Origin of the sequence: Escherichia sp. XD33 (assembly GCF_019375075.1) — a bacterium.
Lineage (GTDB): Bacteria > Pseudomonadota > Gammaproteobacteria > Enterobacterales > Enterobacteriaceae > Enterobacter > Enterobacter flexneri_A.
The window spans coordinates 1-13,775 of the sequence record NZ_JAENDM010000026.1 but is presented as its reverse complement, the minus strand read 5'-3'; the positions used below and the strand labels follow the sequence as shown (position 1 = coordinate 13,775).

At 49.1% G+C, this 13,775-nt stretch carries 11 protein-coding genes, 1 tRNA gene, 3 rRNA genes and 1 pseudogene; 11 read left to right on the top strand and 5 right to left on the bottom strand.

Annotation, left to right across the window (positions count from 1 at the left end; genetic code table 11):
* Positions 1-81 precede the first annotated feature (81 nt).
* From dusB to K0778_RS15645, 4 genes and pseudogenes are all read left to right on the top strand, one after another.
* Positions 82-1,047, top strand: coding sequence for a tRNA dihydrouridine synthase DusB (dusB, locus tag K0778_RS15660; protein WP_001219652.1), 966 nt, complete (start codon positions 82-84; stop codon positions 1,045-1,047).
* A 25-nt stretch (positions 1,048-1,072) separates the two neighbouring features.
* Complete coding sequence (gene fis / locus K0778_RS15655) at positions 1,073-1,369, top strand: DNA-binding transcriptional regulator Fis (RefSeq protein ID WP_000462905.1); 297 nt, start codon at positions 1,073-1,075, stop codon at positions 1,367-1,369.
* An 85-nt stretch (positions 1,370-1,454) separates the two neighbouring features.
* Positions 1,455-2,339: pseudogene (gene yhdJ, locus K0778_RS15650) on the top strand (adenine-specific DNA-methyltransferase).
* Positions 2,340-2,422: 83 nt separating this feature from the next.
* On the top strand, positions 2,423-2,602 hold the full coding sequence (locus tag K0778_RS15645; RefSeq protein ID WP_001355779.1) for a DUF2556 family protein: 180 nt from the start codon (positions 2,423-2,425) through the stop codon (positions 2,600-2,602).
* 2 nt (positions 2,603-2,604) lie between these two features.
* Here K0778_RS15645 and acrS read toward each other — a convergent pair whose 3' ends face one another.
* Positions 2,605-3,267 (bottom strand): multidrug efflux transporter transcriptional repressor AcrS, encoded by a 663-nt coding sequence (gene acrS, locus K0778_RS15640; protein WP_001556266.1) that lies wholly within the window; start codon positions 3,265-3,267, stop codon positions 2,605-2,607.
* A 398-nt stretch (positions 3,268-3,665) separates the two neighbouring features.
* On the opposite strand from acrS, the gene acrE reads away from it, so the two are divergent.
* From acrE to K0778_RS15605, 7 genes are all read left to right on the top strand, one after another.
* On the top strand, positions 3,666-4,823 hold the full coding sequence (gene acrE / locus K0778_RS15635) for a multidrug efflux RND transporter periplasmic adaptor subunit AcrE (protein ID WP_000160334.1): 1,158 nt from the start codon (positions 3,666-3,668) through the stop codon (positions 4,821-4,823).
* Positions 4,824-4,834: 11 nt separating this feature from the next.
* Complete coding sequence (gene acrF / locus K0778_RS15630; protein ID WP_001273220.1) at positions 4,835-7,939, top strand: multidrug efflux RND transporter permease subunit AcrF; 3,105 nt, start codon at positions 4,835-4,837, stop codon at positions 7,937-7,939.
* A gap of 252 nt (positions 7,940-8,191) precedes the next feature.
* Entirely contained in the window at positions 8,192-8,413 is a 222-nt protein-coding gene (locus K0778_RS15625; RefSeq protein WP_000825639.1) for a membrane protein, read from the top strand.
* A 430-nt stretch (positions 8,414-8,843) separates the two neighbouring features.
* Complete coding sequence (locus K0778_RS15620) at positions 8,844-9,869, top strand: amino acid ABC transporter substrate-binding protein (RefSeq protein WP_000738568.1); 1,026 nt, start codon at positions 8,844-8,846, stop codon at positions 9,867-9,869.
* A 67-nt stretch (positions 9,870-9,936) separates the two neighbouring features.
* Entirely contained in the window at positions 9,937-11,118 is a 1,182-nt protein-coding gene (locus tag K0778_RS15615) for an amino acid ABC transporter permease (RefSeq protein WP_063084559.1), read from the top strand.
* Positions 11,119-11,127: 9 nt separating this feature from the next.
* The gene (locus K0778_RS15610; protein ID WP_001301413.1) at positions 11,128-12,231 is read left to right on the top strand and encodes an amino acid ABC transporter permease; all 1,104 of its coding nucleotides are present in this window, start codon (positions 11,128-11,130) and stop codon (positions 12,229-12,231) included.
* A gap of 7 nt (positions 12,232-12,238) precedes the next feature.
* On the top strand, positions 12,239-12,997 hold the full coding sequence (locus K0778_RS15605) for an amino acid ABC transporter ATP-binding protein (protein WP_053286699.1): 759 nt from the start codon (positions 12,239-12,241) through the stop codon (positions 12,995-12,997).
* A 230-nt stretch (positions 12,998-13,227) separates the two neighbouring features.
* Here the strand turns inward: K0778_RS15605 and rrf (K0778_RS15600) are convergent.
* From rrf (K0778_RS15600) to K0778_RS15585, 4 genes are all read right to left on the bottom strand, one after another.
* Positions 13,228-13,343 (bottom strand): 5S ribosomal RNA (gene rrf / locus K0778_RS15600).
* A 39-nt stretch (positions 13,344-13,382) separates the two neighbouring features.
* Positions 13,383-13,458, bottom strand: a tRNA-Thr gene (locus K0778_RS15595).
* 14 nt (positions 13,459-13,472) lie between these two features.
* Positions 13,473-13,588: ribosomal RNA gene (gene rrf / locus K0778_RS15590) — 5S ribosomal RNA — on the bottom strand.
* A gap of 94 nt (positions 13,589-13,682) precedes the next feature.
* Positions 13,683-13,775 (bottom strand): 23S ribosomal RNA (locus tag K0778_RS15585); the annotation flags it as partial.

Sequence of the window (13,775 nt, the reverse complement as noted above, 5' to 3'; positions counted from 1 at the left end):
TCAAAGTTTGGCCTTTCATCTCGTGCAAAAAATGCGTAATATACGCCGCCTTGCAGTCACAGTATGGTCATTTCTTAACTCATGCGCATCGGACAATATCAGCTCAGAAATCGCCTGATCGCAGCGCCCATGGCTGGCATTACAGACAGACCTTTTCGGACGTTGTGCTACGAGATGGGAGCCGGATTGACAGTATCCGAGATGATGTCTTCTAACCCACAGGTTTGGGAAAGCGACAAATCTCGTTTACGGATGGTGCACATTGATGAACCCGGTATTCGCACCGTGCAAATTGCTGGTAGCGATCCGAAAGAAATGGCAGATGCAGCACGTATTAACGTGGAAAGCGGTGCCCAGATTATTGATATCAATATGGGTTGCCCGGCTAAAAAAGTGAATCGCAAGCTCGCAGGTTCAGCCCTCTTGCAGTACCCGGATGTCGTTAAATCGATCCTTACCGAGGTCGTCAATGCAGTGGACGTTCCTGTTACCCTGAAGATTCGCACCGGCTGGGCACCGGAACACCGTAACTGCGAAGAGATTGCCCAACTGGCTGAAGACTGTGGCATTCAGGCTCTGACCATTCATGGCCGTACACGCGCCTGTTTGTTCAATGGAGAAGCTGAGTACGACAGTATTCGGGCAGTTAAGCAGAAAGTTTCCATTCCGGTTATCGCGAATGGCGACATTACTGACCCGCTTAAAGCCAGAGCTGTGCTCGACTATACAGGGGCGGATGCCCTGATGATAGGCCGCGCAGCTCAGGGAAGACCCTGGATCTTTCGGGAAATCCAGCATTATCTGGACACTGGGGAGTTGCTGCCCCCGCTGCCTTTGGCAGAGGTTAAGCGCTTGCTTTGCGCGCACGTTCGGGAACTGCATGACTTTTATGGTCCGGCAAAAGGGTACCGAATTGCACGTAAACACGTTTCCTGGTATCTCCAGGAACACGCTCCAAATGACCAGTTTCGGCGCACATTCAACGCCATTGAGGATGCCAGCGAACAGCTGGAGGCGTTGGAGGCATACTTCGAAAATTTTGCGTAAACAGAAATAAAGAGCTGACAGAACTATGTTCGAACAACGCGTAAATTCTGACGTACTGACCGTTTCTACCGTTAACTCTCAGGATCAGGTAACCCAAAAACCCCTGCGTGACTCGGTTAAACAGGCACTGAAGAACTATTTTGCTCAACTGAATGGTCAGGATGTGAATGACCTCTATGAGCTGGTACTGGCTGAAGTAGAACAGCCCCTGTTGGACATGGTGATGCAATACACCCGTGGTAACCAGACCCGTGCTGCGCTGATGATGGGCATCAACCGTGGTACGCTGCGTAAAAAATTGAAAAAATACGGCATGAACTAATTCAGGTTAGCTAAATGCTTGATTAAAAAGGCGCTACTCGGCATGGGGAAGCGCCTTTTTTATAGGTGTCACAAAGGGAGTGACCATGAGAACAGGATGTGAACCGACCCGGTTTGGTAATGAAGCTAAGACCATTATTCACGGTGATGCGCTTGCCGAACTTAAAAAGATCCCCGCCGAAAGTGTCGATCTGATCTTTGCCGACCCACCATATAACATCGGTAAAAATTTTGATGGTCTGATCGAAGCCTGGAAAGAAGATCTGTTTATCGACTGGCTGTTTTAAGTGATTGCAGAGTGCCACCGCGTTCTGAAAAAGCAGGGCAGCATGTACATCATGAACAGCACGGAAAACATGCCCTTTATCGATCTCCAGTGCCGCAAGCTTTTTACCATCAAAAGTCGCATCGTCTGGTCATATGACAGTTCTGGAGTACAGGCGAAAAAACACTACGGCTCCATGTACGAACCCATCCTGATGATGGTGAAAGACGCAAAGAACTACACATTCAACGGTGATGCTATTCTGGTAGAAGCCAAAACCGGATCGCAGCGCGCGTTGATCGATTATCGCAAAAATCCTCCACAGCCATACAATCATCAAAAAGTACCGGGTAACGTCTGGGATTTTCCGCGCGTGCGTTATTTGATGGATGAATATGAGAACCACCCGACGCAAAAACCGGAAGCCTTACTGAAACGCATTATTCTCGCCTCTTCCAACCCAGGCGATATCGTTCTCGACCCGTTTGCCGGTAGCTTTACTACCGGTGCCGTAGCCGTCTCCAGCGGGCGAAAATTCATTGGTATTGAGATCAACAGCGAGTACATCAAAATGGGGCTTCGACGGCTGGATGTCGCGTCGCATTACTCTGCGGAAGAACTGGCGAAAGTGAAAAAAAGAAAGACCGGCAACCTGTCAAAACGAAGCCGGTTAAGCGAAGTTGACCCCGATCTCATTGCAAAGTAAAGGAAGTGTAAGCCTGGTTTTCAGATTATTCATTTCGTGTATATTTCCTGCCAGACTTGGTTAAACATGCACAGGCTCAGGTAATGATTCGCAAGTATTGGTGGCTCGTCGTTTTCGCTGTCTTCGTTTTTCTGTTTGATACTTTACTGATGCAGTGGATTGAACTGCTGACAACAGAAACAGACAAATGCCGTAATATGAACTCAGTTAATCCACTAAAACTGGTTAACTGTGACGAACTGAATTTTCAGGACAGAATGTGAATTTACATGACACTTAATTCATTCGTTTGATGAATTAATTTCGTTATGTTTTCATCTGGCATGAACATTCTTAATACGTTATCGACCAGCGCGGGTGCTTGTTTATAAAGATCATAACCCGCCATATTCATTAACCAGTTTTGAACAATTCCGCTGAAGGCACCATCAATAATAATCATCACAACATCTAAATCGAGGTTATTTGCTACACAACCTTGTTGCTGACACGCCTGCAATACTTCGCGGAGAGTCTGCGGATTAAAGCCCATCTTTTCGCGTATCACTACCTCGGCCAGCATCTCATCATTAAATTCACATTTGTGATATAAGATTTTCAGCAACGCCTGCTGGCGGGGAATTTTGGCAATATATTGCAAGCCGACAATCAATTTTTCACGCAATTGTTGAAACGGGTCATGCTCTAATCCAGCCGTCAAGTGTTCCTGGATTAACTCCCGCAATGAAGGCTGTTGCAACCACATCTCATTAAACAGTTGGGTCTTGTTCTCGAAGTGCCAGTAGATAGCGCCACGCGTAACGTTAGCGGCATCGGCAATGTCGTTGAGCGTCGTCTTGCTTACGCCATGTTGCGCAAACTGGGCGATGGCAGTTTCAATCAGTTCTTGCCGGGTCTTCAGAGCTTCGGCTTTGGTTCTTTTTGCCATGATTAATTATTCAGGAAATAAATATATTCGACACAGGGTGAGAAAATAGCGAAGGTTAATCTATCATCTAATGTGTATTTATACGAGAGGGTAACATTGAGTTGCTATAAATCGTCAAATAAATAATATATATTATTTACCTAAAATACATTCGCCACATGAATATATATTTCAATTTACGAGGTTTTAATTCTGCCTCTTTCAACCCGCGTCAAAATAAAACAGTAGAATATTATTCTTTTTTTGTGTTTATGTGCCTTGAGACGCCAGTATTCATAACTATTCCTTACATCGACGAATGATAATTTGTAGGATAGCAAACTGTATTTTTCTTTCTGCGAGTTAACGCGTTGCCTTTCTGGGTAAATAACGCGCTTTTGGTTTTTTGAGGAATAGTAATGACGAAACATGCCAGGTTTTTCCTCCTGCCCTCCTTTATTCTGATCTCCGCGGCTTTAATCGCCGGTTGTAACGATAAGGGAGAAGAGAAAGCTCACGTCGGTGAACCGCAGGTTACCGTTCATATTGTGAAAACGGCCCCGTTAGAAGTTAAGACTGAATTACCAGGCCGCACCAATGCTTACCGTATAGCCGAAGTTCGCCCACAGGTTAGCGGGATCGTACTGAATCGTAATTTCACTGAAGGCAGCGATGTACAAGCAGGCCAGTCCCTGTACCAGATCGATCCCGCGACCTATCAGGCAAATTATGACAGCGCGAAAGGCGAACTGGCGAAAAGTGAAGCCGCCGCCGCCATCGCGCATTTGACGGTAAAACGTTACGTTCCGCTCGTGGGTACGAAATACATCAGCCAGCAGGAGTACGACCAGGCCATTGCTGATGCTCGCCAGGCCGATGCCGCCGTGATTGCCGCAAAAGCCACAGTCGAAAGCGCTCGCATCAATCTCGCTTATACCAAAGTGACTGCGCCAATTAGCGGACGTATCGGCAAATCGACCGTGACCGAAGGCGCTCTTGTCACTAATGGGCAAACGACTGAACTGGCGACTGTCCAGCAGCTCGATCCTATCTACGTTGATGTGACCCAATCCAGCAACGATTTTATGAGGCTGAAGCAATCCGTAGAGCAAGGAAATTTGCATAAGGAAAACGCCACCAGCAACGTAGAGTTGGTCATGGAAAACGGTCAAACCTATCCCCTGAAAGGTACGCTGCAATTCTCTGATGTGACCGTTGATGAAAGCACCGGCTCCATAACCCTACGTGCTGTCTTCCCTAACCCGCAACATACGCTTTTGCCGGGTATGTTTGTGCGTGCACGGATTGATGAAGGCGTCCAACCTGACGCCATTCTTATCCCGCAACAAGGCGTTAGCCGCACACCGCGTGGTGATGCAACCGTGCTGATTGTTAACGATAAAAGTCAGGTGGAAGCGCGCCCTGTCGTTGCCAGTCAGGCGATTGGCGATAAATGGTTGATTAGCGAAGGTCTGAAATCTGGCGATCAAGTCATTGTCAGCGGCCTGCAAAAAGCGCGTCCGGGAGAGCAGGTTAAAGCCACTACCGATACCCCCGCAGATACTGCATCGAAGTAAGGTAATCTGACATGGCAAACTTTTTTATTCGACGACCGATATTTGCATGGGTGCTGGCCATTATTCTGATGATGGCGGGCGCACTGGCGATCCTACAATTGCCCGTCGCTCAGTATCCAACCATTGCACCGCCTGCGGTTTCTGTTTCGGCAAACTATCCAGGTGCTGATGCGCAGACCGTGCAGGATACGGTGACGCAGGTTATCGAACAGAATATGAATGGTATCGATAACCTGATGTATATGTCCTCCACCAGCGATTCCGCCGGTAGCGTGACAATTACCCTTACCTTCCAGTCCGGGACCGATCCTGATATCGCGCAAGTGCAGGTGCAGAACAAACTCCAGCTCGCCACGCCGTTGCTGCCGCAGGAAGTTCAGCAGCAGGGGATCAGTGTTGAAAAGTCCAGTAGCAGCTATTTGATGGTGGCGGGCTTTGTCTCTGATAACCCAGACACCACACAGGACGATATCTCGGACTATGTGGCTTCTAACGTTAAAGATACGCTTAGCCGTCTGAATGGCGTCGGTGACGTACAGCTTTTCGGCGCACAGTATGCGATGCGTATCTGGCTGGACGCCGATCTGCTAAACAAATATAAACTGACACCGGTTGATGTGATTAACCAGTTGAAGGTACAGAACGATCAGATCGCTGCCGGACAGTTGGGCGGAACGCCAGCGTTACCAGGGCAACAGTTGAATGCCTCGATTATTGCTCAGACGCGGTTAAAAAATCCGGAAGAATTCGGCAAAGTGACCCTGCGCGTAAACAGTGACGGCTCGGTGGTGCGTCTGAAAGATGTCGCACGGGTTGAACTTGGCGGTGAAAACTATAACGTTATCGCTCGCATCAACGGAAAACCGGCGGCGGGCCTGGGGATTAAGCTGGCAACCGGCGCGAATGCTCTCGATACCGCGAAAGCCATTAAGGCAAAACTGGCGGAATTACAGCCATTCTTCCCGCAGGGAATGAAGGTTCTCTACCCTTATGACACCACGCCATTCGTCCAGCTTTCTATTCACGAAGTGGTAAAAACGCTGTTCGAAGCCATTATGCTGGTGTTCCTGGTGATGTATCTGTTCTTGCAGAATATGCGAGCAACGCTGATCCCCACCATTGCGGTACCCGTGGTGTTGTTAGGGACGTTTGCCATCCTCGCCGCTTTTGGTTACTCCATCAACACACTAACGATGTTCGGGATGGTGCTTGCCATCGGGCTGCTCGTCGATGATGCGATAGTGGTGGTGGAGAACGTCGAGCGCGTGATGATGGAGGATAAGCTCCCGCCAAAAGAAGCGACGGAAAAATCAATGTCGCAAATTCAGGGCGCACTGGTGGGTATCGCGATGGTGCTGTCAGCGGTATTTATTCCGATGGCATTCTTCGGCGGTTCTACTGGGGCAATTTATCGCCAGTTCTCTATCACCATCGTTTCGGCAATGGCGCTTTCTGTTCTGGTGGCATTGATTCTTACCCCTGCGTTATGTGCAACGCTGCTTAAACCCGTCTCTGCTGAGCATCACGAAAATAAGGGCGGTTTCTTCGGCTGGTTTAATACCACCTTCGATCATAGCGTTAACCACTACACCAACAGCGTCGGCAAAATCCTCGGTTCCACAGGACGATATTTACTGATCTATGCGCTGATTGTTGCAGGAATGGTGGTGTTGTTTTTACGTCTTCCGTCTTCCTTCTTACCTGAAGAGGATCAGGGTGTCTTTCTGACCATGATTCAGTTACCCGCTGGCGCGACGCAAGAGCGGACGCAAAAAGTGTTGGATCAAGTGACGGATTACTATCTGAAAAACGAGAAAGCGAACGTTGAAAGTGTCTTTACGGTTAACGGCTTTAGCTTCAGCGGCCAGGCACAAAACGCCGGTATGGCCTTCGTCAGTCTGAAACCGTGGGAAGAGCGTAATGGTGATGAAAACAGTGCGGAAGCGGTAATCCATCGTGCCAAAATGGAATTGGGCAAGATCCGCGACGGTTTTGTCATTCCATTCAATATGCCAGCCATTGTTGAACTGGGCACGGCAACGGGTTTCGACTTTGAGTTAATTGATCAGGCTGGGCTGGGTCACGATGCCCTAACCCAGGCCCGTAACCAGTTGCTTGGTATGGCTGCGCAACATCCTGCCAGCTTAGTCAGCGTGCGCCCTAATGGCCTGGAAGACACCGCGCAGTTTAAACTGGAAGTTGACCAGGAAAAGGCGCAGGCATTAGGTGTTTCACTTTCTGACATCAATCAGACCATTTCAACGGCGCTGGGTGGGACTTACGTTAACGACTTCATCGACCGTGGTCGCGTGAAAAAGTTGTATGTTCAGGCGGATGCCAAATTCCGTATGCTGCCAGAAGATGTCGATAAACTTTATGTCCGCAGCGCCAACGGCGAAATGGTGCCATTCTCGGCCTTTACCACTTCACATTGGGTGTATGGCTCTCCGCGACTGGAACGCTACAACGGTCTGCCGTCAATGGAGATTCAGGGGGAAGCCGCGCCAGGAACCAGTTCCGGCGATGCCATGGCGTTGATGGAAAACCTTGCGTCAAAATTACCTGCGGGCATTGGTTATGACTGGACGGGTATGTCGTATCAGGAACGCTTATCGGGAAACCAGGCTCCCGCTCTGGTAGCAATTTCCTTTGTGGTTGTTTTCCTGTGCCTTGCTGCACTCTATGAAAGCTGGTCAATTCCTGTCTCGGTTATGTTGGTAGTGCCGTTAGGGATTGTCGGCGTGCTGCTGGCGGCGACACTCTTTAATCAAAAAAATGACGTCTACTTTATGGTGGGCTTGCTAACGACAATTGGCTTGTCGGCCAAAAACGCTATTTTGATCGTTGAGTTCGCTAAAGATCTCATGGAGAAAGAGGGTAAAGGTGTTGTTGAAGCGACACTGATGGCAGTACGTATGCGTCTGCGTCCTATCCTGATGACCTCTCTCGCCTTTATTCTCGGCGTATTACCGCTAGCTATCAGTAACGGTGCCGGCAGTGGCGCGCAGAACGCTGTGGGTATCGGGGTAATGGGAGGAATGGTCTCTGCAACGTTGCTGGCAATCTTCTTCGTACCGGTGTTCTTTGTGGTGATCCGCCGTTGCTTTAAAGGATAAATCAGAAACATAAAGGCGCTTTCGGGTGCCTTTATTATTTCCAGTGAAACCCATAAAAATTAATAAGATATTCTTCTGCTCACTCTTTAAAAGCTTTCTATAGTTCCCGCTCCCTTCACTATTTTTACAATTCACATAATTTGTCATTATTCATTCCGCAAGATTTATAACCTCCGGTGATAAAATGGCATTCAGCTCGTTAATAAGAGAGTTAACTTATTAAGCGTTAGCGTTTATTACTGAGGTAACACCATGAAAAGATTAATTCCTGTGGCATTGCTCACCGCATTGCTGGCGGGCTGTGCTCACGATTCGCCCTGCGTTCCGGTTTATGACGATCAGGGTCGTCTGGTTCACACCAATACCTGTATGAAAGGCACGACTCAGGATAACTGGGAAACGGCTGGGGCTATTGCCGGCGGGGCAGCTGCTGTTGCTGGCCTGACGATGGGGATCATCGCTCTGTCGAAATAACTGAACAGGGCGCGAAGTTTCGCGCTCTGTTTAACGATACAGTATCTTTACATAAGATAAAATATTGCTATATTCTGCTGGCTAATTCTCTGCTGATTTAGCATGTTATATCGCGTTATTTCGCTGCTTTCGAAATAACGCATCAATTTAACTTTCACACTTCTCACCAGAAATATACTCACGCTAACAATCATTATTCTGCTTAGTAAAACACGCGTAAATATTTTGCGCCAAAATGTGGCGCATGTTTCATTTTCGCACCATTGCGGGGCGCTGTTTTTATTATTTCCTGTCTACACTCAGCTTATTGCGACGCGAAATCGTGCGCAAAAGCTGGCACTACTTTTGCTTATAAGAGGATGGCCACAGACAGGTAAAAGACGTTTCCCAAACGTCCTATAACGATAATTTTCGCCTCACAGGAAGCATTATGAAAAAGATGATGATAGCCACACTGGCTGCCGCCAGCGTGCTGCTTGCCGTTGCAAATCAGGCGCATGCTGGCGCGACGCTTGATGCCGTACAGAAAAAAGGTTTTGTGCAATGCGGGATCAGTGATGGATTACCTGGGTTCTCTTATGCCGATGCTGACGGTAAATTTTCAGGTATTGATGTTGATATTTGTCGTGGTGTTGCCGCTGCTGTATTTGGTGACGACACGAAAGTGAAATATACCCCACTCACAGCAAAAGAACGCTTCACGGCTTTACAGTCAGGGGAAGTGGATTTGCTCTCCCGTAATACGACCTGGACTTCATCTCGCGACGCCGGGATGGGAATGGCATTTACTGGCGTCACTTATTACGACGGCATTGGCTTCCTGACGCACGATAAAGCGGGGCTAAAAAGCGCGAAAGAACTGGATGGCGCTACCGTCTGTATTCAGGCGGGTACTGATACCGAACTCAACGTTGCCGACTATTTCAAGGCAAACAATATGAAGTACACACCGGTGACTTTCGATCGCTCTGACGAATCAGCGAAGGCACTGGAATCTGGTCGCTGCGATACGCTGGCCTCGGATCAGTCGCAACTGTATGCCCTGCGCATCAAATTAAGCAACCCAGCTGAATGGATTGTCTTACCGGAGGTTATCTCTAAAGAACCGCTTGGGCCGGTAGTTCGTCGTGGCGATGATGAATGGTTCTCGATTGTACGCTGGACGCTTTTCGCCATGCTGAATGCTGAAGAGATGGGCATCAATTCCCAGAACGTTGATGAAAAAGCGGCTAATCCAGCAACGCCTGATATGGCACATCTGCTGGGTAAAGAAGGCGATTACGGCAAGGATCTGAAGTTGGATAATAAATGGGCCTATAACATCATCAAACAGGTGGGTAACTACTCGGAAATTTTTGAGCGTAACGTAGGTTCAGAAAGCCCGCTGAAAATTAAACGTGGGCAAAATAATCTCTGGAATAACGGCGGTATTCAGTACGCACCGCCCGTGCGTTAAGTCGGTGTGAGGTAACGAGCGTCGCGACGGCGGCGCTCTCTTCAGCGTTATGCTTTCCGAGGTTTCTATGTCTCATCGCCGCTCAACCGTTAAAGGCTCACTCTCCTTTGCCAACCCTACGGTTCGTGCCTGGTTATTCCAGATCCTTGCCGTTGTTGCTGTTGTCGGCATTGTTGGTTGGTTATTTCACAACACTGTAACGAATCTCAATAATCGTGGCATTACTTCAGGTTTTGCCTTTCTGGATCGCGGCGCTGGCTTCGGTATTGTCCAGCATTTGATCGATTACCAGCAGGGCGACACCTACGGACGCGTTTTTATTGTCGGCTTACTCAATACGCTACTGGTTTCTGCATTGTGTATTGTGTTCGCTTCTGTTTTGGGCTTCTTTATCGGTCTGGCGAGACTTTCGGATAACTGGCTGCTACGAAAGCTTTCCACAATTTATATTGAGATCTTCCGTAATATTCCCCCGCTGCTGCAAATCTTCTTCTGGTACTTTGCCGTGTTGCGCAATTTGCCCGGACCACGCCAGGCTGTGAGCGCGTTTGATCTGGCCTTTTTGAGCAATCGTGGGCTTTATATTCCGTCACCGCAGCTGGGAGACGGATTTATTGCGTTTATCCTGGCTGTTGTTATGGCTATAGTCCTTTCTGTTGGGCTATTCCGCTTTAATAAAACATACCAGATAAAGACCGGACAACTGCGCCGCACCTGGCCGATCGCCGCAGTGTTGATCATTGGTTTGCCTTTACTGGCGCAATGGCTTTTTGGCGCAGCACTACACTGGGATGTCCCAGCCCTACGAGGCTTTAACTTCCGCGGCGGGATGGTTTTAATTCCTGAACTGACAGCCTTAACGCTGGCACTTTCGGTTTATACCTCTGCATTTATCGCCGAGATTATCCGCGCTGGGATCCAGGCAGTGCCTTATGGTCAACATGAAGCGGCTCGGTCACTGGGATTACCCAACCCGGTTACGCTACGCCAGGTCATTATTCCCCAGGCATTGCGGGTGATTATTCCACCGTTAACCAGCCAGTATCTCAACATCGTCAAAAACTCCTCTCTTGCCGCCGCTATTGGCTATCCCGATATGGTTTCGCTGTTTGCCGGCACCGTGCTGAATCAGACGGGGCAAGCCATCGAGACGATAGCCATGACCATGTCGGTCTATCTGATTATCAGCCTGACTATCTCGCTGCTGATGAATATCTATAACCGCCGCATCGCGATCGTTGAACGCTAAGGAGTCATGATGACAAAAGTATTGCTGTCTCATCCCCCGCGCCCGGCGAGCCATAACTCAAACCGCGCGATGGTGTGGGTGCGAAAAAATCTGTTCTCCAGCTGGAGCAATAGCCTGCTGACTATTGGCTGCATATGGTTGATGTGGGAACTGATCCCACCGTTGCTGAACTGGGCATTTTTGCAGGCTAACTGGGTTGGCTCAACGCGTGCCGACTGCACAAAAGCCGGTGCCTGTTGGGTCTTCATCCACGAACGATTTGGTCAGTTTATGTATGGGCTTTACCCACACGACCAACGCTGGCGAATTAACCTCGCATTACTGATTGGGCTTGTGTCGATCGCACCAATGTTCTGGAAAATACTCCCGCATCGCGGTCGCTATATTGCGGCCTGGGCGGTGATTTACCCACTGATTGTCTGGTGGCTGATGTATGGCGGTTTTTTTGCTCTTGAGCGGGTTGAAACCCGGCAATGGGGCGGGCTGACGCTAACTTTAATTATTGCATCAGTTGGGATTGCGGGGGCGCTACCGTGGGGGATCTTACTGGCGTTAGGTCGCCGCTCCCATATGCCGATTGTGCGTATCTTATCGGTCATTTTTATCGAGTTCTGGCGCGGCGTACCGTTGATTACCGTATTGTTTATGTCTTCGGTCATGCTGCCGTTGTTTATGGCAGAAGGCACCAGTATCGACAAACTGATCCGCGCGCTGGTTGGCGTGATCCTGTTTCAGTCAGCATATGTTGCGGAAGTCGTGCGAGGCGGATTACAGGCACTGCCTAAAGGGCAGTATGAAGCGGCAGAGTCGCTGGCGTTGGGTTACTGGAAAACTCAGGGGCTGGTTATTCTGCCACAGGCGTTGAAGCTGGTAATTCCTGGGCTGGTAAATACCATCATCGCACTCTTCAAAGATACCAGCCTGGTGATCATTATCGGGTTGTTCGATCTTTTCAGTAGCGTTCAGCAGGCAACCGTTGATCCCGCCTGGTTGGGTATGTCGACGGAAGGGTATGTTTTCGCCGCGCTGATCTACTGGATCTTCTGTTTCAGCATGTCGCGCTATAGCCAGCATCTGGAAAAACGTTTTAACACCGGGCGTACACCGCATTGAGGACACTATGAGCCAAATTTTACTGCAACCTGCTAACGCGATGATTACGCTGGAAAACGTCAATAAATGGTATGGACAATTCCATGTTTTGAAAAATATAAATTTAACCGTGCAACCGGGAGAACGGATCGTTCTGTGTGGCCCTTCAGGTTCCGGTAAATCGACAACCATTCGTTGTATTAATCATCTGGAAGAACATCAACAGGGACGGATCGTGGTAGATGGCATCGAACTTAATGAAGATATCCGCAATATTGAGCGCGTCAGGCAGGAAGTGGGAATGGTCTTTCAGCATTTCAATCTCTTCCCTCATCTGACCGTTCTACAGAACTGTACCCTGGCACCGATTTGGGTACGCAAGATGCCTAAGAAAGAGGCTGAAGATCTGGCGATGCATTACCTCGAGCGGGTGAGAATTGCCGAACATGCGCATAAGTTTCCCGGACAGATTTCAGGTGGTCAGCAGCAACGCGTTGCCATTGCGCGTTCGCTGTGTATGAAGCCGAAAATTATGTTGTTTGATGAGCCAACGTCGGCGCTCGATCCTGAGATGGTGAAAGAGGTGCTGGATACGATGATTGGGCTGGCGCAGTCGGGTATGACAATGCTGTGTGTAACACATGAGATGGGGTTTGCACGAACCGTCGCTGACCGGGTGATTTTTATGGATCGTGGGGAGATAGTGGAACAAGCTGCACCTGATGAGTTTTTTGCGCATCCTAAATCAGAGCGTACGAGGGCATTTTTATCGCAGGTAATCCATTAATTGAATGTTAGTTCGAAAAGCAAAAAGGCCATCCTTTCGGATGGCCTTTCGCTTGATTTGATGTCTGGCAGTTTATGGCGGGCGTCCTGCCCGCCACCCTCCGGGCCGTTGCTTCGCAACGTTCAAATCCGCTCCCGGCGGATTTGTCCTGGTTGGGAGAGTGTTCACCGACAAACAACAGATAAAACAAAAGGCCCAGTCTTCCGACTGAGCCTTTTGTTTTATTTGATGTCTGGCAGTTCCCTACTCTCGCATGGGGAGACCCCACACTACCATCGGCGCTACGGCGTTTCACTTCTGAGTTCGGCATGGGGTCAGGTGGGACCACCGCGCTACTGCCGCCAGACAAATTCTTTTCTAATCTGCCGAACTTTAACCTAAAAAGTGGTGCTGATACCCAGAGTCGAACTGGGGACCTCACCCTTACCAAGGGTGCGCTCTACCAACTGAGCCATATCAGCACGCTAAATTTGATGCCTGGCAGTTCCCTACTCTCGCATGGGGAGACCCCACACTACCATCGGCGCTACGGCGTTTCACTTCTGAGTTCGGCATGGGGTCAGGTGGGACCACCGCGCTAAGGCCGCCAGGCAAATTCTGTTTCATCAGACCGCTTCTGCGTTCTGATTTAATCTGTATCAGGCTGAAAATCTTCTCTCATCCGCCAAAACATCTTCGGCGTTGTAAGGTTAAGCCTCACGGTTCATTAGTACCGGTTAGCTCAACGCATCGCTGCGCTTACACACCCGGCCTATCAACGTCGTCGTCTTCAACGTTC